The organism is Gulosibacter molinativorax (genome assembly GCF_003010915.2).
Taxonomy (GTDB): Bacteria; Actinomycetota; Actinomycetes; order Actinomycetales; family Microbacteriaceae; genus Gulosibacter; species Gulosibacter molinativorax.
This window is the reverse complement of the sequence record NZ_CP028426.1, coordinates 1,747,399-1,766,154: the sequence shown is the minus strand read 5'-3', so window position 1 is coordinate 1,766,154 and position 18,756 is coordinate 1,747,399. Positions and strand designations below refer to the sequence as shown.

14 protein-coding genes and 1 pseudogene are annotated in these 18,756 nt (G+C 57.8%); 3 read left to right on the top strand and 12 right to left on the bottom strand.

The window, feature by feature from the left end:
- Window positions 1-170 precede the first annotated feature (170 nt).
- From GMOLON4_RS08325 to GMOLON4_RS08300, 6 genes are all read right to left on the bottom strand, one after another.
- A complete protein-coding gene (locus tag GMOLON4_RS08325; protein WP_051266688.1) occupies window positions 171-830 on the bottom strand; it encodes an MT-A70 family methyltransferase in 660 nt (219 codons plus the stop codon).
- Between the two features lie 219 nt (window positions 831-1,049).
- On the bottom strand, window positions 1,050-1,790 hold the full coding sequence (locus GMOLON4_RS08320; RefSeq protein WP_146137565.1) for a vWA domain-containing protein: 741 nt from the start codon (window positions 1,788-1,790) through the stop codon (window positions 1,050-1,052).
- Between the two features lie 91 nt (window positions 1,791-1,881).
- Window positions 1,882-2,322, bottom strand: coding sequence for a hypothetical protein (locus GMOLON4_RS08315; protein WP_026936704.1), 441 nt, complete (start codon window positions 2,320-2,322; stop codon window positions 1,882-1,884).
- A gap of 182 nt (window positions 2,323-2,504) precedes the next feature.
- Entirely contained in the window at window positions 2,505-2,948 is a 444-nt protein-coding gene (locus GMOLON4_RS08310) for a hypothetical protein (RefSeq protein WP_035732597.1), read from the bottom strand.
- 194 nt (window positions 2,949-3,142) lie between these two features.
- Window positions 3,143-4,240: a hypothetical protein gene (locus GMOLON4_RS08305; RefSeq protein ID WP_265415358.1), complete on the bottom strand. Its 1,098-nt coding sequence runs from the start codon at window positions 4,238-4,240 to the stop codon at window positions 3,143-3,145.
- A 5-nt stretch (window positions 4,241-4,245) separates the two neighbouring features.
- Complete coding sequence (locus tag GMOLON4_RS08300) at window positions 4,246-4,878, bottom strand: hypothetical protein (protein WP_026936702.1); 633 nt, start codon at window positions 4,876-4,878, stop codon at window positions 4,246-4,248.
- 283 nt (window positions 4,879-5,161) lie between these two features.
- On the opposite strand from GMOLON4_RS08300, the gene GMOLON4_RS08295 reads away from it, so the two are divergent.
- Window positions 5,162-6,121: a hypothetical protein gene (locus tag GMOLON4_RS08295; RefSeq protein WP_026936701.1), complete on the top strand. Its 960-nt coding sequence runs from the start codon at window positions 5,162-5,164 to the stop codon at window positions 6,119-6,121.
- 97 nt (window positions 6,122-6,218) lie between these two features.
- Here GMOLON4_RS08295 and GMOLON4_RS08290 read toward each other — a convergent pair whose 3' ends face one another.
- From GMOLON4_RS08290 to GMOLON4_RS08270, 5 genes are all read right to left on the bottom strand, one after another.
- Window positions 6,219-6,548 carry a ribbon-helix-helix domain-containing protein gene (locus GMOLON4_RS08290; protein ID WP_146137568.1) on the bottom strand — a complete coding sequence of 110 codons (330 nt, stop codon included), beginning with the start codon at window positions 6,546-6,548 and terminating at the stop codon, window positions 6,219-6,221.
- 182 nt (window positions 6,549-6,730) lie between these two features.
- A protein-coding gene (locus tag GMOLON4_RS08285) for an IS3 family transposase (RefSeq protein ID WP_156892050.1) occupies window positions 6,731-8,136 on the bottom strand; the annotation gives its coding sequence in 2 pieces (ribosomal slippage) (window positions 6,731-7,779 and window positions 7,779-8,136; 1,407 coding nt in all).
- 150 nt (window positions 8,137-8,286) lie between these two features.
- Window positions 8,287-9,843: a hypothetical protein gene (locus tag GMOLON4_RS08280; protein WP_146137581.1), complete on the bottom strand. Its 1,557-nt coding sequence runs from the start codon at window positions 9,841-9,843 to the stop codon at window positions 8,287-8,289.
- 74 nt (window positions 9,844-9,917) lie between these two features.
- On the bottom strand, window positions 9,918-12,824 hold the full coding sequence (locus GMOLON4_RS08275; RefSeq protein ID WP_265415357.1) for a leucine-rich repeat domain-containing protein: 2,907 nt from the start codon (window positions 12,822-12,824) through the stop codon (window positions 9,918-9,920).
- A gap of 620 nt (window positions 12,825-13,444) precedes the next feature.
- On the bottom strand, window positions 13,445-13,696 hold the full coding sequence (locus tag GMOLON4_RS08270) for a hypothetical protein (protein WP_146137582.1): 252 nt from the start codon (window positions 13,694-13,696) through the stop codon (window positions 13,445-13,447).
- 542 nt (window positions 13,697-14,238) lie between these two features.
- Here GMOLON4_RS08270 and GMOLON4_RS08265 point away from each other — a divergent pair.
- A complete protein-coding gene (locus GMOLON4_RS08265; protein WP_026937887.1) occupies window positions 14,239-15,453 on the top strand; it encodes an IS4 family transposase in 1,215 nt (404 codons plus the stop codon).
- Between the two features lie 698 nt (window positions 15,454-16,151).
- Window positions 16,152-17,299, top strand: a protein-coding gene (locus GMOLON4_RS08260; protein ID WP_106486790.1) for an IS3 family transposase whose coding sequence is annotated in 2 segments (ribosomal slippage) — window positions 16,152-16,422 and window positions 16,422-17,299 — 1,149 coding nt in all. Because the reading frame shifts where the segments join, the coding sequence is not laid out codon by codon here.
- A 26-nt stretch (window positions 17,300-17,325) separates the two neighbouring features.
- On the opposite strand, the pseudogene GMOLON4_RS08255 reads toward GMOLON4_RS08260, so the two are convergent.
- Window positions 17,326-18,641, bottom strand: a pseudogene (locus tag GMOLON4_RS08255) (IS3 family transposase); the annotation flags it as partial.
- Window positions 18,642-18,756: the final 115 nt, after the last annotated feature.

The window sequence follows — 18,756 nt, the reverse complement described above, 5'->3', positions numbered from 1 at the left end:
CCAAAGAGCGAGCGTGAGTATACCGATAACTACTAACCAGACCCATATCTGTGTCAATACTTCGATAGCGAGGGTGAGAATGAGTGCTCCGCCGAGAAAGAGTAAGCATGCGGTAAAGAATTTGTGTGCCATGCTCGACTCATCCTTTTTGTTGTTGTCGCGGCCATGGTTCATGAGCCTGCTCCTCGGACGATGCCGTCGTGCCAGTCATCGTTGGAGCCTGGGCGTGGGTCCAGGGCGCGCGCTGAGTAGCCGGGAACTGGGAAACCTGGGATATGGACATCGGAGCCGCCTGGCGCCTCAAAACCCCAGTGGTCGAATCCAGGGAAGCGTCGCCGGGCAAATAGCTCCAGGTAGGGGCCGGGGCTACAGCGGGTGATCATGACCATGGCTTCTTCTGGTTTGTGGCTGTGGTCTTGGACGGGGAAGTCGAAGACGTCGCGTTGGCTGCGGTATAGGATCGGCGCTTTGCCCCGGGTTAAGAGCAGCAGGGTTTCGTGGGATCCGCGGAGGTACTGGCCGAGCCCGGTTTTTCGTTTGTCCCAGATACCTTCACTTCGGAACTTCAGGCCCCATACTTGTTCGGCGATTTGTTGGGCAGCGAAGCGGGTGGCGACCGTGCACCAGACCCAGACGTGGGCGTTTTCTTCGAGGAGATCCGGGACGGGCAGCTTGGCGATGTGGTCAAGCGTCATGAGCGAGTAATGCCGTTCGGCACCGAATTTGCCTTTCTGGTGCACGTCCCAAGGCGGGTCCATCACCAGCGTCTTATACCGCTTCTGCGGGTATTCGGGAGATGTATTGATCGTCGTAATGGAAGTCGTTGGCATGGCGAATGGCCCTTTCACTCTGCGGCTTGGTTAGGAGTGGGCCGCATAATGCTGATGAGTTATGAATGAGGTTGTATTTATTGTCAATAAGGTGACGTGGCTGTTTTTGGCATCACTGCGCCGCCCGATTAGACGGTGTTGGTTAGAGGTGCTTTGTTAGGGAATTACCTAATCGGCGAGAGCGAAACGAGCCGAAGTGACAAATAATTTGCTGCTGGGTTATTGGCTATTCGTTTCGAGGCTCATAGGTTCGCTAATGCGCAGCAGTCGATGGGCGAGCTGGCGGCCCGGACGGCCTTCGGTCAGTGAGTGGTGCAACGTGGCAGCCACGACGCCCGGTTCGTCCCCGGGAGCGATTCGACTGACCGTGATGCCCAGGTCATGTAGCTCCCGAGGCGGATCGTCCACGCCAAGTACGACCGCGTGAACGTTGCCGGGGAAGTGCTCGAGTCGAGCCCAGATTTCCGCAGGGTTGTGGTCGGTGAGACAGAAGTCGGACAGGATCGTCAAGCGGATCTCGTGGCTGGGCATCGACTTGGCGAGTTGCGTGGCTTTCTTGAGCGCTGGTCCGAGGCTGCTGCTGCCCTGTGAGCCGGTTGGGACACGGAGCGCGGCTTCGAAGGCCTGGAGGTTGCGCCACTGTTTGAGTGGCAGGATAGCGCTATCGCCGGAGGTTGGCTGATCGAAGTGCCAGACTGCAGCCATCGCCTTGCTTGTGCGGCAGTGGCGGGCGACGCTTCGGAGGGCGAACCGAGCTTCGTCGTAGCGTCGGTCGATTGGATCGGCACCGCCGTGTCCCATAACTGAGTACGAGTCATCGAAGATGAATACGTCGACGCTGGGGGAGGGCGCGTCGGCCCCTGGGTTCGGTAGCGGCGCAAGGTTCGGGCTGGTGTCCTGGCTGTTGTGGGTGAGCAAGCTTGAGGGATGGATTTGCGGGGTGAGGAACGTGGATTTCATAGCAGTCTCCCGTGTTGTGGCGTAAGAGATTGACGCTTGGGGTGGCGCGGTCGTCAGCTATTGATTGAGCCGACGACCGCGCCGGATGGTGTTAGGACTCTTCGTGCGGCATGATCTCTTGCCAGTCGAAGACTGAACACTCACCTTGGAAGGTGGTGAAGATATACCGTTCGCGGAGCACTTCGCGAAGTCGTTCTCGATCCCATCGGAGGAGACCCTCGTGTCCGAGCATCACGTCGGCATTTTCCCGAATACTGTTCCAGCCCTGTCTCACGACCATGGCGTCGATTGCACTCTGCTCGTCCTTTTCAGTCAGCAGATGTGCCCGTTCGAAGACACTTAGTAGTTCTTCATAGGGCAACTCGGTGACCGTCGGGTTGTGCAGGAAACCGAGGAACGCATGGCCGTGTTTCGCAAAACCGTATTGGATTTCTCGGAGCCAACACGGATCCGTGAGTGCTCGTTGAAGCGGCAGTATTCTGACGATGTCGTCGGGTACGAATCCTGTCACGCTCGTAATTTCTATTGACATAGTTTCTTCCCTCCTTTCGGGATAGTTACTTGACTCCGGGCAACCGATGACCTGTTGGGCAACTGGTTGAACACCGGCCTTGGTACCAACAGCCCGTCGTGTGACGCAGCTGCGGCGAAATGAGGGTGCGGGGCGAGCCCAGGCGAGTGGGTACTCGTTCGAGGATCGCCCCGCGGATGGTGCTAGCCGATGAAACCTTTGTGAATCGCTTCTTTATCGAACGCTGAGATTTGCTCGTACGTACGAATGAAGTGGTACCGGTCTTCGAGGGCTACCTGGAGTGCCTCGTCGTCCCAAGAGAGAACGTCGTCGTACCCAATCTGGCGATTCGCATTGTCGAGAATTTCGCTCCAATGAAGGGCCTCCAGCAGCTTCTCTTTCAACTCTTTTGAGGTTGGTGCCGACATACAGTAGGAGGCATCAAAGACTTTGATCCAGTCTTCTGGTGCCCTGCCGAGTACGCGCGGCACCAGCAAAAAGCGTAGGAAAGTGTCGCCGCGTTCTCGATGACCGTCCACGAGTGCTTCCGACCAATCCTCGTTCTCCAGAATCATCGACAAGAGGTATCCCGCGTTGCTCGTGAGCGTTGCGATTTGCTCCTCGAGTTCCTCGTTTGTGTACTTCATGTTGTTCCCTCCTTTCGGGATGAGTTAGTTGACTCCGGGCCGACAGTCACTGGTGGGTGATTATCGGAACACCGGTTTAGGAAGATTCAAAGGTCGGTTGACCGCGTTATGTGGGGCTGCGGGCGGTGGTATTCATGGGGCTGTGCTCCTTTGCGTTTATTGCGACGTAGTTATGGCGAGTTCGGGGTGACGTGTCAAGCGTTCATTCGGGATTCCGAACTGCTGCGTTGGACGCGGCCGACCTGCTTTGGGGTGATCGTGGGGCTTGCTTCGCCGTGGCCGAGGACGGCCGGGTTGCGGCGGTAGATGCCCCACTTGAGGGCTGTCATGCGCCGGGCTGCCGCCTCGCCGCGTGCCTCGTATTCCGCCTGAATGGAGGCTGCTTCACTGGCGGCGTGGCGGTGGCGGCGCAGAGCACCATTCCGGGAGAGTTTTTGCAGGCTGCGTTGTTCTCGTTGGTAGCTCGATCGGGCCGCGTCGATATGATCCGCGATGTCGTCGGCGTGCGCCCAGCTTTCGATGAAGGACGCTGCTGCGATGGCCGCGGCGATACCCCCGAACACCATTCCGACCATCGGTTCATCGACGACGCTGCGTAGGGCAAAGATGCCCGTGGCGACAGTCACTGCGATGGCAGAAGCGATACCACCCGCCAGCTTCATGAGTCGATTCCGTTGGGGTTCGGGACGGAAGAGATGGGCGAACGGGCGGAGCGGCGGGTCAAGGTCCTCGGGGTTTTCGACCACTCGACGTGCTTTGTCGTGCTGGTGCCGGAGATCGGCCCCGATTGACCCGGCAACCACGGTTGCTGTCGCGGCGCCCATCGAGGTCATGACGGCGAGCATCGGTTCTTCACCCAGCCAAATGAGGGCCGATGAGATACCCACCGAATCAGCAAACAGCAGCGTTCCCTTGGTCGCCCAGTGCATCACTGGCGCTCCGCCCTTTCGTCTTCGATAGGGTGCGAGGGCATTCGTGGCCGTGAATGCATGGCAAGCCGAATCAAGGGCCTGGCTTTGCACGTCCCGGATTCGTCGCTCGGTGCTGGCGTGGGGTTCAAGACTGTCGGCTTCCGCGAGCAACGTCCTACTTTGACTCAGGCCTTCGGCTTTCCAGAGGGGGAGTTGCTCTTCGGCGAGCTGGTCATACTCGCGGGATAGCCACGTGTCATCGACCGTGGTGGGTCGTGGCGTGGCCTGAGCTTCGACGATCGGTTGCAGGACGATGTGTTCTGCAGTGGTCTCGACCTCGCTGCTAACGGGCTTATTACGGGGGAACGGAAGGATCGTCATGATGTCTACCTCCAGTCCGTCACGGTGAGGCAACTGGCTGCATTGGTGTTCTGACACACAAGGTCGTAGAACTCGATAAGCCCGGCGGTTTCGGTGGAAGTTAGTGGCGTCCCCGATACCTGTCCCACGCCCGAGAGAGTGATGGTGACTCCCGCAAGGTCGGGAAGATCCAGGTCTTCGACGAGCGACTCGGTGGTTTCCCTGTCGAGATTCGCGGGATCCAGAGCCAGGGCATCCATGTTTTGTAGCCCGTCGGTCAGGATGGTGGCTTCGAGCGCGGCTTCGGTGGGGAGCTGGTGCTTATAATCGGCCACCTGTTGGTAGGCGCCGAGCACATCGGTGCCCGAGTTCGACAGGCTTGCCAGACTTGCGTCATAGCTGGCACGAATGTCTTCCATGACGGGTTCCACTGCTTCAGGTGCCTTGCGGGCTCGAGCGCGATCGGTAGAGCCCTTCACCGCGAAGGTGTGATCGAGGAGCGTGACGGTGGCGCTGGAACTGACGGAAAACCCGGTCACGGTGAGTCGACCGTTACAGAGCGCCGTGCGATGAGCGATGTCCTCAATGACCGCCAAGCGTTCTTCGTAGATCGTCGATGTTCGGCTCGAGCCGCTGCCATCGATCGCGACGAACGACACCAGTGGCTGGCCGGGGCACTCTACGGAGGCGGGTGCGTGGGCGAGAGTGCAGCCTGTCAGTCCGGTTGCGGTCAGGGCAAGTAGTGCCAATGGGGCGAGCCGCGTGCGAGCGCCGCGGGTACGAAATTCGGGGTTCACGAGTAGCTCGTTTCTGTCGGGTGGTTTCTGTGTCCCACCGCTGTTGTGGTGGTGATTCCACCGTAGGAATTCGGGCTAGTCTGCTGAAAAGTTGGAAAAAAGTTGGAACAGGGATGTTCCTCGATCTACCGAGGAGACAGTGTCGATGGCGCTGACAGATATCCAGAGCGACGACTTGCTGGCAGAGATCTCGCTGCTCCGGAAAAACGAAGGTTTCGTTGCTCGACGAGTACAGCCCCGCTCGATACTTCTTGCGGTGCTGGATGGCGGAGGTGATTCCTTTGAGCGGCTCCGTCACCGCTTCATCTCGGCGATTCACACGCTCGATGACGATGAGGCAGCGCTGCTGCTCGATGTCTTTGCACTGAGTCCGGAGACCGAAGGTGTGGCCCGTCTCCTGGAACGGCGAAAGATTCACGGGACGAAGATTGATCGCGGCACTGAAACCGTGGCGTCCCGGGAATTGCCAGCGCTCGAACATCTCCTGTCACGGCTCGTGACTGGCCGGTATGCGCAATCGCCGTACACGCTGGAGGTGCCGGATATGCATAACGGCATCATCTACGAGCAGACCTCAACCTTGATCGTGATCGAGAACCGTAAGTGGAAGGAAACCCGCGAGCACTACCGGTTTGTGGCCACCTTTGAGGAGATGGACTATCTGACCATTTCGCGTTCGTATCCAGCGGAAGCCATTCCATATCCTGGTGGTGCGTTCAAGATAAATACCCGCGCGGTGGAGGGCGCGGGGTGGAACGATCATTTCTGGCATTTGAATGCTGAGCGTACGGAAGTGGAGCCGATGCGTCGCGGCGAGGGCTATGACATTCGATTCTCGCTGCGTCCGACTGACGTCGTGGAACCACGCTCACACCGGCTGGCTGCTCGTGCGTTTCATCAGCGGTCGTTGCTCGCGTCGATTCAAGTTGGGTTTATCGGGGACCGGCCGAAGTCAATTTGGAAGTTCGATCAGGTCAGTCCATTTGCTATTCCAGAATCCGGTAACGAGTACACCGCCGTCGAGATGGATGAGCGTGGTGTCGCGAGCTTGCGAATGCGTGATGTCCACGGAGGGTTGTTTAGCGGCCTCGCCTGGAGCTGGTAGAGAGAATGAAAAATGCCTCGTCAGGTGACCGAAGTCACCCTGACGAGGCGTGGGCTCTCCTGCGTGCATGAGGCTGCACGGCAGGGGAGCAAGGTGATCAATTGGCGGCTGGTTTGCCACCAGTAGATCGGGTAGGAGGGGAGGCCTTTGCATGCGCTTTCGCCTCACTGCCAAAGATGGCAGATATGGCGTTGCGTTTGGCTTCGGCTTCCCGCTCGATTGCGAGGCGAACTTCTTCGGCTCGCTTGTGGATGGCTACATCGGACTTGGCTATTTCAACCCAGTGTTCGAGCGCAACGCGAGTCTCCTCGGTAACGCTGCGCTCATTGAGCTGGGCAAGAACTTCGAGCTGGGCTCGGGTGTCCTCATCCATCCGGACGGAAAGCACGCGATAGGTAGGACCAACCGCGCCACTGCTATCTGTCATGACACACCTCCTTGGTGCAAGCGGCCGGCAATCTCGGGATGAGATTGTCTGAAAGGCCGCAGCGCACTAACGAACTGATCGGCTCCGTGAAGATCTGGGAGCGTGAGATTAGTTATACGCACGCAGAATTCAGATGCAAGCGTCGTTTCGGTATTTGTCAAGGTGAATGAGGCCGGTGGGTGTTAGGCAGCTAATTCGATCTCGTCGACAGATGGCGGGTTGATCCACGCCGCCGGTTCCCGCTCAAGAATCTTCGGACGGGCCTGTGCTCGGGTACCGAAGCGTTCCGGATGCGCTCGACGAGCAGCGTCCAGGGTCGCGTCACGGTCTCGATCAACCATGTCAGCAAGCCCGTAATGCACATCCGCAGGCGTATGCATCCCGATCCCGGAATGCCGGTGATGATGGTTATAGGCATGCACGAACTCGTCCAGGAACTGCCGCGCATGGACCAGTGACGAGAACCGGTCAGGGAACTCCGGCAGGTATTTCATCGTCTTGAAGAGCGCTTCCGAATACGGATTATCATTCGACACGTGCGGGCGGGAACGCGACCGCACCACCCCAAGATCGGCCAGCAGCGTCTGCACCGTTTTCGAAGTCATCGATGGGCCACCATCAGAATGCACGACCTGCGGGGTGCCGTGGATCCCGAACGCGTCCAGCATCATCTCTTTGGCGAGGACCCCGTCCTCGCAGGAATGCACGATCGCGCCCACGATATAGCGGGAGAAAATATCGATCATCACGTACGCGTCGTAATACGTGCCCTTCACCGGCCCCGGGAGCTTCGTAATATCCCACGAGAAAACTTCCCCAGGCGCGGTCGCGATCAACTCCGGCACCTTCCGTGGCGGATGCGTCGCAAGCCGGCGACGTTCCCGCACCAAGGAGTTCTCGCCCAGCACGCGATACATCGTGGACACCGACCCGACATACTCGCCCCGCTCCAGCAGGATCGCGTACACCTGTAACGGCGGCTTATCCACGAACTCCTCGCTATTCAACACCGCCAAGATCCGGGCTCGTTCCGCGAGCGAGAGCTTGTTCACCGGGACCGGGCGCGGGCCAGCAGGCGCCGGGTCAGGACGCCTCGCGCGGGCGATCGCCCGCGCCGCGGTCGCCCGCGACACACCAGTCAAGGTCGCAGCCTGCCGGGTCGGGACCCCGGCATCGGTGAGTTCGAGGTAGGTGTTCATGAGCGCTTCTTGTGCTTCGGGTCGGGGTCCGCGCTCTCGGAGAGTTGTTCCAAGAGCGCGTGTGCTTTTCCCATGATGTCTAACGCCGTTTCCGTGGTCGCAAGCTTCCGCTCGGCTTTGGCGAGTTCTCGCCGTAACCGCGCGATCTCGGCTTGCTCCCGCGAGGGTGCCCCGACCGTGTCGCCGGGCTGTTTGCCCTCGAGGAGGCCCGCGTCACGTTGACGTCGCCATTCCGACATCAATGACGAGTAGAGGCCATGCCGACGCAGGAACGCGCCGCCTTGCCCGGTTTCGCAAGCGGTCTCGTACTCGGACAGGTACTGGAGTTTCTGGGCAGGGGTGAACGACCGACGACGGGTCGGGCCAGTTGGATTCGAGGGAGCGGACACTCTTCCATTGTCCACATCGATCGTGGTGATTGGGGCATTGCTACTCATCAGGTTGGTGGATCCTTCAACACGCCCTACGAGGCGGATTTGCTATGAACCGGTGGACTCACTCAACCCTGGCACGTAGGGTTTCGGGATACAGGAAGATAGCTAACCTTTCAGCGTCGAGTCACCTTCGTAAGCACGCATGACCGAAAGCGTAGGGATCAGATGGTATTCAAGCACCCACTCACCTTGGACCACTGGACCGCTGTTGCGTTTGACGTCAACGACGATTGCCTGTTCTTTGGCTTCGCGCTCGAACTGCTCCCGGTGACTATCAAGATTTTCTCTTGATTCATCACTGAGCGTGCTCAAGGCTTCCGCCTCTAATACCTCGGCTGCCAAGCCGGTTTCTTTGCTCCACAATGCCCATGATCTGTTGGCGTCTGGGTTCACGATCAGCTGGAGTCTGGCACTCGCCACATCAGGGGCTGGAAGTGCGTCGTCGCGCCGCTCACGATCCATCGCCACCGCCGTGCGATATCGGGTCAGCCGGTCGGACCAGTCGCTGTCTTCGATAATCGGTTCCAACACTTCCAAGCGTCGCTTAGAAAGAAGGTTGCGGCGCTCGAGACCTGGATAGCCCACTAATGAATAGGCAGTATGGAGATAGGAACTCAATATCTGGGGCTTGGTGAGCTGATCAGTCACGAAAGACTCAAGGAGCGCAACGCCGTCGATCGCCTTCTGCGCCAATTCTGAGCTGGGGGAGAAGCCGCCATGCACGATTCGGTTACGCAGCAGCATCGTGTCCTTGTACCAAGTCGCAATGGGGCCGCTTCCCCCAATCTCCCATCGCCCCTTGAGACGACGGTCATAGAGCGCCTTCACGCGCGAGGAGATCATGCGAGCGTCTTGGAACTGTTGGGCGGCTTCTTCGGGTGTGCGTTGGTCTTCCCAGTCCAGGCAGATCAAAAGCGTGTCGAGGAGAACCTCAGAAGCGGTGGCTGCCGTGAGGACGGCATCCCGGTAGTTGCCGTAGTACTCCAGTGCGACTACCGCATCTCGGCGGAGGTCGGCGTAGTCGAAGAAGGGTCGGTCCGGAGCTTGGAGGACGGCGCGGAATGAGCGCTCTTCGGTGTCAGTGAGCGGTTCGGTGAAAGTGGAGCCGCGAGCCGTGTTGAAATGCACAAGGAAGATCCCTTCCTGCCCTGGAAATCCAGAGTTCGAGGCGCGGACGATTCGCCGGAGCTGCGGCACGAAACTCGGTAGTTGCTCGCGCGTCACGAGCGGCGTCGGATACTTGGTGGCCACGTAGAACGCTCGCTGAAGCTGGCGAATTTGCTCCAGTGCGTGGTCGAAGGCGTCGCTGATTGCCTTCTCCGAGGGCGCCAGCGTGTCGTGAAATATGGCTACGGCTTCGATCACCGTTGAATGCCACGGAACGCGTGGCTCGTCATGGCTCCGGTCGACAGGCGGTTGCAGATTGTTCGGAATGCTTTGCCGGAGTGCTTGCATGGCGATGTCAAACTCATTTGGCGATGGCATCGTAGTTTCAACAAATCGCGGATAGAGCGAAACGGTGAGTGTTTCGGTGCCTTCAATTGGTAGATCCTCGTAGCGAGTGTTCCGTATCTGATCATTAGGAGGGCGGATTGCTTCGGGGAGCGGTATATACCAGTGGACTGCTGCAGCCGCTTCCTCACGGGTAAACGCGTTGCTCATGCCGGGATCGTAGCAATCTGTTGACAACTCAATTGTGGCTCCGGGTGTGAGGGAACCTTGTCTGCCATCGCAAGTTAGCTCCGAGAGCGACTGTAACGAAGTCGACGCCAGCCGATGAAACCAATTGCGATTGCAGAGACTAGAACAAGTACGGATCCAGAGGCGTTGCGAGCGATCCTGGGTAGCCCAGTGTTCGGTGCTCCCGGTACAAACGGCTCGCCATTTGGAGCAATAACTTTACCGTCAGGGCTAATGGTGTAGCCCTCGTCTACCTGAGCCTGCGTTAGATAAATGAAGGTGTGAGTATTGGTTTCGTCATTCAATGTCATGGCAAAGGCGACTGGGGTGACGAAACCGGGGATAGCTGGCGCATCGAGGGTGACGGTTTGACCGATGCGGTAGTAAATACTTGCGAGATCTTCGTCGGTGGCATCTGGGTGAGCAGCGAAGAGAGATTGAAGACTGTAGTCATAAAGCCCATCGCCAGTAGTCTTACGACCCTGCTGAATGGTATTGCCGTTGATGTCGCGGTATTCGATGGAGACGGCGGCGGGATTGATCAAGTAGCCACCGACGATAGGTGGGTTCTCGGCCCCAATCATTAGTGCAAAGTGCGATTCATAGGTAAACCGCTCCGATATTGTTGATGCATAGAACTCTGGGAATGGTGTGTAGATGCGAACAAAGGCACCCTGAGTCGAAGAGAATACTTGGTTGTAGCAAGGGATGAATGCAGAGTAGTCAGAAGGATACGGCGTGATTTCACTTATGCAAGAGTAGAAAGCAGAAGTGGCAGACTGTGGAGCCATGCTCGCAAAAGCATCGGGATCAAGACCTGCTTTCCCTTTTAGATGTACACCTTCAAGCGGATTGGATCCGAAAGAATCCCCAGTAATTTCTTGCACATTTTCACCTATGGTTAGTTTTTTTATTCCTCCATTAGCGAAGACACTAGAGGGTATGACCGTCATGTCAATGAATAGTTCTGAAACTTTGTAGCCAAAAGCAAGATTGCCAAGCGTAGTAACAGAGTTTGGAATGGACGCTGATAGCAAAGGATTTGAGTCAAATGCGTGAGCTGCAATCGACACAACTGAGCTTGGGATAGCTATAGAAGTGAGTTGGTTGTTCTCGAAGGCAGCGTTACCGATTGAGGTGACGGAGTCTGGGATGGTAACGGAGGTGAGTTGGTTGCTGGCGAAGGCAAGGCCAGCGATTGAGGTGACGGAGCTGGGGATGGTGACTGAGGTGAGCTGATTACTGGCGAAGGCTTGGAATCCAATAGAAGTAACAGAATCCGGTATGGTGACGGAAGCGAGCTGGTTGTTATAGAAAGCTTCGCCGCTGATTGAGGTGACGGAATTGGGAATTGTGACTGAAGTGAGTTCGTTGTTTTGAAATGCATAGCCGCCTATTGAAGTGATATTATCCGGCATGGTGACGGATGCTAGCCGATTGCTGGCAAAGGTATAAGCGCCGATAGAAGTAATGGAGCTTGGGATGGTGACGGAGCCTAGTTCATTGTTCTGGAATGCGTTGTTGCCGATGGACTCAACCTCCTCGCCAATGACGAGACTACGGATTCCCATTCCAGAAAACCCATTTGCCGGTATTGACTTCATGTCGACCTCAAGCTGAGATATTGAGTTCCCTTCAAGTGACTGCTTGGGAAATGATGTTATTGAACTAGGTATATATACGCTCTCGAACCCCTTGTTCTGGAAAGCAGTATTGGAAACGGATGTAATGGTGGTTCCGTCGATTTCACTCGGTATCACAAGTTCGGTGACGTCACAGCCTTCGATCGTCTTGTCGAACCCAGTGATTTGACTCGCAAGGCCGCCAGTGCCGACAATAAAGCAAGCATTGGTCCCGGAGTGGCCGTTATCGAAAACTGTGGTTGATGTTTCCGAGAGGCTCATCGTTGACTTGAGGATCTGACCTTGATTGTTACCTAGGTAAATGCTGTCGCCATGGACCGTCAAAGCGCTTGCGTTCGATGGGATTTCGACCTCTAAGAGCTCCCACTCTCCGCTCGCCAGAGAGTTCGTGCGGCTTAGCCCAGAGGTGCTGAGTATGTAGAGAAATCCATCTTCTGAAACATACGTATCCAGAATTGAAGAATCTGACTCAGGGTGATACCTCACCTGCCACGTGCTTGTCGTGTTCGATACCTTGATTCGACCGAAGCCTGCACCACAGATCAGCTTGTCCTCAAAAACTACCGTGATAGATGAAATCGTGTAGCCCGTGCAGGTTATTCCTGGCTCATCCACCCAAGTGCTGCCGTCAAACGACCGTGCGATACCACTATGGCTTGATCGAGTATAGATCTTGTCGTTAATCTCGTGGATCCAGTAAAATCTGTCATACCCTGCATAATTGGTTCCAGCTAGAGAATCCTGCCATGCTATACCGCCGTCAGCAGAATGGCGGACGCTAGAGATATCTCCGCCGCTCATTGGTCGTGCGCCTGCAGTGAAGATGTCATCTTCCCCCAGAAAGGCAATGTCAAAGGTATGTTCATTACTTGGTGATCCATTGCGTACAAAACTCCAATCACCCGTTTCGTTCGTGATATAGCCGCTGATGTTGCCGCCGGCATTGCCAGTTGCAGCTCTGTCTGAAGGGTCGGTGGTCGGGATGTATAGTTTGCCGTTGATCTTGCGGACCTTATCAATTGCTTCGCTTCCGGCGTAGAACATATCGCCCCAGGTGCCGGTGGCAAGATTGAGTGGCACAACCCCAACACGGCCATCCGCCACGCCGAAGGAATCGACATTGCTGTTCCAATCGCCATAGCCTGCGATTAGTTCGCCATCTTCGGTGACTTCCATGTCGGTGATGGTTTGTCCGGCTGGACAGAACGTCTGGCCGCCACTCGCTGGGCAGAGCTCGGCGCCGGTGTAGTAGTTGGTGGAGGTGTTATCGTAGCCGGACTTACTGGCGTACGGGTGCGTGGCAAAGAGCTCGAAGGTCATGGGGCCAGCGGCGTGAGCGGGGTCGACATTGCGGTTTACTTGCAGGATAGCTACGATCCCAGCCAGCAGCACGGCAGCTGCAATACTTAGGCTTGATATCCACTTAGTTGTTCGTTTGACTGCGAGTGCCATAGACGTGTTTATTCCCTATTTAGTTATATGTTTATAGCCTGAGTGGCGTCGTTGCTCGACTCAATAGCAATGGTTTATTTCTCTCACCTGTTAACGACGTTTAGTATAAGGGTTTTGGAAATAAATGCAAGAGTTAGTAAATGGTCATCTTGCTGACGGTGGGAATTCACTTACCGATATCGTAGTGGTGGATATCCTAAGGGTTGAGTCGAGTTGGTATGTCTCGAAACTTATCTAATTTCCGGTAACGACTCATCGATCTCGGGATACGGTCGTATCTCTGCTTGAAATGACTCACCCTCGAACCCGCACAGTGGACAGCTCATGACCACCACGTCACCGAGCGGTAGAGGCTCGAGCCGACCAAGACAGTCGGGGCTGAGCGGAAGATCGAACGCTTCGTCCATAGCGTGAATGATACGCGGGGCACGGTAGGAGTCCAGACGCAGCCAAAATTTCCTGAACGCCTGGCTTCGAAAGGCGCGGTGTTAAGTGCCGGGTTCGAACGATACACCTAGCTTCGGTGCTGCCTGCTCAATCCATTCCTCATGTCGGTTCACCTGACTACTGAGGGCGAGGCGCTCGGTGTCGTCCGTATCTGCCTGTGCAGCCAGTCGGTCTAGCCCGCTCAAAATACGATCAACATCTCGCTTGTCGGCTTTTTGCTCAAGTGCAGCACGAATTTCGCTCCGCATCTCTTGCATGTATTTAAATAATTTAGTGAATTCGTCTTGATTCATATCTATTAATAATTGAAGGTCAATAGCGAACTATTTAACAGCATTCTTCTGTTTTTAGCCGGTAAGTAGCGCTGTATTTACTGTGTTGCTGCGAGAGTAGAATCTCATGTATTAGGAGGTGGCAGCGGCAACTATCTATCTAGCGCACCAATGCGCGAGATATCGAGGTTTATCCAATTTCCGGCAACGACTCATCGATCGTGGGATACGGTCGTATCTCTGCTTGAAAGGACTCACCCTCGAACCCGCACAGCGGGCAACTCATGACCACGGTGTCACCGAGCGGCAGAGGCTCGAGCCGACCAAGGCAGTCGGGGCAGAGCGGAAGGTCGAATGATTCGTCCATGGCAGGGAAGTTACGGAGAGCGCGTGAACGAATCGTGAAGTGCAGCTGTTAGTTGCCAAGAGGGAAGCGCCCATCTGCTGTTGCCGTTGGGGGGAGGTTCACTGACCTGACAAAGCCTCTACCTCTCGGGCACGTGAAAGAAGAGTCCTAGAGTCAATACCGTTCAGTTAGGGTTACAGCGGTGTAGTTTGGTGGTATGCCAAGAGCTGGGTGGAAGAAGTCGGAGTCCGAACGTCGGTTGTCGGATTTGGTGTCGGTCGGTGTGCTGACGCGGGTGTTCCCGCCCGGCGTGGTCGATGACGTGATCGCCGAGACAGGTCGTACCGAGCAACGTCATCGCTCGCTACCGGCGCGGGTGATGGCGTATTTCTCCATCGGAATGGCGCTGTACTCGGAGGGGTCGTACGAGGACATCTGGTCGCAATTGACCGATGGCCTGTCCTGGGCCTCTGGCTGGACCGAAACCTACACACCACCGAGCAAGTCTGCGATCTTCCAAGCTCGGGCCCGGTTGGGGTTCGAACCGTTGGCTGCGCTGTTCGAGCGAGTCGCGAACCCGATCGGTGACGCGAGCACGCCGGGTGTCTGGTTGGCGGGCCGTCGGCTGGTCGCGATCGATGGAATGTGCCTCGATGTTGCCGACACTGCGGTGAACCACGCGCACTTCGGTCGACCTGCGACCAGCAAGGGCGAGCAGTCCGCGTTCCCCCAAGCCCGGGTCGTGGCGTTGGCGGAGTGTGGCACCCACGCCATCTTCGCTGCTGAGATCGGCCCCTACCGCGAATCCGAAGCGACCCTCGCTGCGCGGCTTGTGCCGAAGCTGCAACGGGGGATGGTGCTCACCGCCGACCGCGGGTTCTTCTCCTACGCCCTGTGGCGGAAGGCTACCGCGACCGGCGCGGACTTGTTGTGGCGGATCCGCACCGACAAGAGCGCACCGAAGCCGGTCCACGTCGCGGATCTACCCGACGGGTCGTGGCTGGCTGACCTGCGCCAGACGCACTCGGCCGCAGCCCGGCGGGCCGAGCCGATGCGCGTGCGCGTGATCGACTACACGATCGATGACGGCCGCGAACATCCCGAGCGATACCGTCTGTTCACAACCCTGCTTGATCCGGATGAGGTGTCTGCCACGCAGCTGGCCGCCGGTTATTCCCAGCGGTGGGAGATCGAGCTGGCCTTCGACGAGCTCAAGACCCACCAACGAGGGCCGCGTACGGTGCTGCGTTCCAAGTCTCCGGATCTGGTGTTGCAGGAGATCTGGGGACACTTGTGCTGCCACTTCGCGATCCGGTCCTTGATGGGCGAGGCTGCCGCCCATCAAGGGCATGATCCGGACCGGGTGAGTTTTGTTGCTGCGTTGCGGATCACTCGTCAAACCCTCGCCCATCCGGGCGCTTTTTTCCCCTGACCAGCATGACCGCGACGGTCCCGGCTGGCTCGGGTTCCTTCGCCGGCTCCTTGCGCGGCTCAATCCCGTGCGTCGACGCCGTTCTGCTCCCCGGGTGGTGAAACGGAAGTACGTGAAGTGGCACGTCAAACGTGCCGAGCACGCCGACTGGCCCCAGCCTGCTAAGCAGACGACGATCAGCGTCAGTCGCTGCTAACTGAACGGTATTGGTCCTAGAGTCGAGTGCGTCGTTTACGGTTCGCTGGTTCGCTCTTTAATAAAACCCCTGTTCATGGGATAATCAAAGGTAGATGGCAGCGCTTGGTCGCAGCACGTACGCTCCCCGCTGCATCAAGTGATCCGCCTAGTGTCGGTGGCCACCGGTACGTTGGATACTGAGCCAAGAATTACCCACTTAAATTTGCCCTCGGGCAAGGAGAACATCGAAACATGATCAACGCAGCCCCGTCAGACAAGATGATTAATCACGCGAGGGTGGTGGCGTGAAGGTGGCTTTGAAAAAGCGGTATTTGTCAAGGTGAATGAGGCCGGTGGGTGTTAGGCAGCTAATTCGATCTCGTCGACAGATGGCGGGTTGATCCACGCCGCCGGTTCCCGCTCAAGAATCTTCGGACGGGCCTGTGGGCTGACCCCTCTTTCTAGGTCCATTCGTTATGTGAGTCCAACACCCCGCGATCATGGGGAGAATGGATCACACGATGAGCAAGCAAAGAAAACGTCACACCCCGGAGCAAATCGTCCGGAAACTGGGGCAAGCCGACCGGCTCCTTGGCGAGGGCAATACCGTCGCCGATGCCTGCCGCGAGCTCGGCGTCACGGAGCAAACCTATTTTCGGTGGCGAAACCAGTACGGCGGCATGAAAGCCGAAGACGCGAAACGGTTGAAAGAACTCGAGAAGCAGAATGCGACCTTGAAACGGTTGCTCGCTGAGGCTGAGCTCGAGAAGGCCGCGCTCAAGGAGTTGGCTGAGGGAAACTTTTAGGCCCGGGTAGACGGCGTGCCGCGATCGCGCACCTGATTCGCACCCTGCAGATCAGTGAGCGTAGGGCGTGCCGTCTGGCCGGGCTTTCCCGCTCCGCCTGGCGGCGGCCACTCAAAGGTGATACTCCAGCAGATCCCGACCGGGCGCTTCGCGACTGGCTGCGGATGTTTGCGAAGAATCACCCGAGGTGGGGGTACCGTCGCGCGTATCACGATGCCCGCGGCGAGGGCTGGGACGTGAACCACAAGAAGGTGCAGCGTTTATGGCGTGAAGAAGGGCTCCGCGTGCCACAGAAGCGCAGGCGCAAGCGCATCGGGGCTTCAACTATCGAAGCGCCTGCCGCGACTGCGCCGGGCGTTGTCTGGGCGGTCGATTTCCAGTTCGATGTCGATGAGCGCGGCAAAGCGATCAAGATCTGCTCGATCGTAGACGAACACACCCGCGAATGTTTGGGCGGTCTCGTGGAGCGGTCGATCACCGCCGAGCGATTCATCCGGCATCTCGAGGAACTCGTCGCCGTACACGGGGCACCAATGGTGCTGCGCAGTGACAACGGGCCGGAGTTCATCTCCGACGCCGTAGCAGAGTGGGCAGGCACAAGAACCGGATTGTCGTACATTCCACCGGGCCAGCCCTGGCGCAACGGATATGTAGAGTCGTTCAACTCGAGGCTCCGTGACGAGTGCTTGAACATCAACAGTTTCTACTCGCTGCTTCATGCTCGGGTCGTGATCAGCGACTGGAAACACGAGTACAACCATGAGCGTCGGCATTCCTCGCTCGGATACCGGTCGCCGGTCGAGTACGCTCGATCTTGCACCCACCAGTTAGAAGAAATCGACTCGCATACTGAGCGGACCTAACAACGGGGGCGGCCCACCTGTGCTCGGGTACCGAAGCGTTCCGGATGCGCTCGACGAGCAGCGTCCAGGGTCGCGTCACGGTCTCGATCAACCATGTCAGCAAGCCCGTAATGCACATCCGCAGGCGTATGCATCCCGATCCCGGAATGCCGGTGATGATGGTTATAGGCATGCACGAACTCGTCCAGGAACTGCCGCGCATGGACCAGTGACGAGAACCGGTCAGGGAACTCCGGCAGGTATTTCATCGTCTTGAAGAGCGCTTCCGAATACGGATTATCATTCGACACGTGCGGGCGGGAACGCGACCGCACCACCCCAAGATCGGCCAGCAGCGTCTGCACCGTTTTCGAAGTCATCGATGGGCCACCATCAGAATGCACGACCTGCGGGGTGCCGTGGATCCCGAACGCGTCCAGCATCATCTCTTTGGCGAGGACCCCGTCCTCGCAGGAATGCACGATCGCGCCCACGATATAGCGGGAGAAAATATCGATCATCACGTACGCGTCGTAATACGTGCCCTTCACCGGCCCCGGGAGCTTCGTAATATCCCACGAGAAAACTTCCCCAGGCGCGGTCGCGATCAACTCCGGCACCTTCCGTGGCGGATGCGTCGCAAGCCGGCGACGTTCCCGCACCAAGGAGTTCTCGCCCAGCACGCGATACATCGTGGACACCGACCCGACATACTCGCCCCGCTCCAGCAGGATCGCGTACACCTGTAACGGCGGCTTATCCACGAACTCCTCGCTATTCAACACCGCCAAGATCCGGGCTCGTTCCGCGAGCGAGAGCTTGTTCACCGGGACCGGGCGCGGGCCAGCAGGCGCCGGGTCAGGACGCCTCGCGCGGGCGATCGCCCGCGCCGCGGTCGCCCGCGACACACCAGTCAAGGTCGCAGCCTGCCGGGTCGGGACCCCGGCATCGGTGAGTTCGAGGTAGGTGTTCATGAGCGCTTCTTGTGCTTCGGGTCGGGGTCCGCGCTCTCGGAGAGTTGTTCCAAGAGCGCGTGTGCTTTTCCCATGATGTCTAACGCCGTTTCCGTGGTCGCAAGCTTCCGCTCGGCTTTGGCGAGTTCTCGCCGTAACCGCGCGATCTCGGCTTGCTCCCGCGAGGGTGCCCCGACCGTGTCGCCGGGCTGTTTGCCCTCGAGGAGGCCCGCGTCACGTTGACGTCGCCATTCCGACATCAATGACGAGTAGAGGCCATGCCGACGCAGGAACGCGCCGCCTTGCCCGGTTTCGCAAGCGGTCTCGTACTCGGACAGGTACTGGAGTTTCTGGGCAGGGGTGAACGACCGACGACGGGTCGGGCCAGTTGGATTCGAGGGAGCGGACACTCTTCCATTGTCCACATCGATCGTGGTGATTGGGGCATTGCTACTCATCAGGTTGGTGGATCCTTCAACACGCCCTACGAGGCGGATTTGCTATGAACCGGTGGACTCACTCAAC

Excerpts from the sequence above, each read along its gene's own strand:
- GMOLON4_RS08280 (WP_146137581.1), bottom strand. The coding sequence starts at position 9,843 with ATGAGCAACGCGTTTACCCGTGAGGAAGCGGCTGCAGCAGTCCACTGG.
- GMOLON4_RS08275 (WP_265415357.1), bottom strand. The coding sequence starts at position 12,824 with ATGACCTTCGAGCTCTTTGCCACGCACCCGTACGCCAGTAAGTCCGGC.
- GMOLON4_RS08305 (WP_265415358.1), bottom strand. The coding sequence starts at position 4,240 with ATGACGATCCTTCCGTTCCCCCGTAATAAGCCCGTTAGCAGCGAGGTC.
- GMOLON4_RS08295 (WP_026936701.1), top strand. The coding sequence starts at position 5,162 with ATGGCGCTGACAGATATCCAGAGCGACGACTTGCTGGCAGAGATCTCG.
- GMOLON4_RS08315 (WP_026936704.1), bottom strand. The coding sequence starts at position 2,322 with ATGTCAATAGAAATTACGAGCGTGACAGGATTCGTACCCGACGACATC.
- GMOLON4_RS08290 (WP_146137568.1), bottom strand. The coding sequence starts at position 6,548 with ATGACAGATAGCAGTGGCGCGGTTGGTCCTACCTATCGCGTGCTTTCC.
- GMOLON4_RS08270 (WP_146137582.1), bottom strand. The coding sequence starts at position 13,696 with ATGAATCAAGACGAATTCACTAAATTATTTAAATACATGCAAGAGATG.
- GMOLON4_RS08310 (WP_035732597.1), bottom strand. The coding sequence starts at position 2,948 with ATGAAGTACACAAACGAGGAACTCGAGGAGCAAATCGCAACGCTCACG.
- GMOLON4_RS08265 (WP_026937887.1), top strand. The coding sequence starts at position 14,239 with ATGCCAAGAGCTGGGTGGAAGAAGTCGGAGTCCGAACGTCGGTTGTCG.
- GMOLON4_RS08325 (WP_051266688.1), bottom strand. The coding sequence starts at position 830 with ATGCCAACGACTTCCATTACGACGATCAATACATCTCCCGAATACCCG.
- GMOLON4_RS08320 (WP_146137565.1), bottom strand. The coding sequence starts at position 1,790 with ATGAAATCCACGTTCCTCACCCCGCAAATCCATCCCTCAAGCTTGCTC.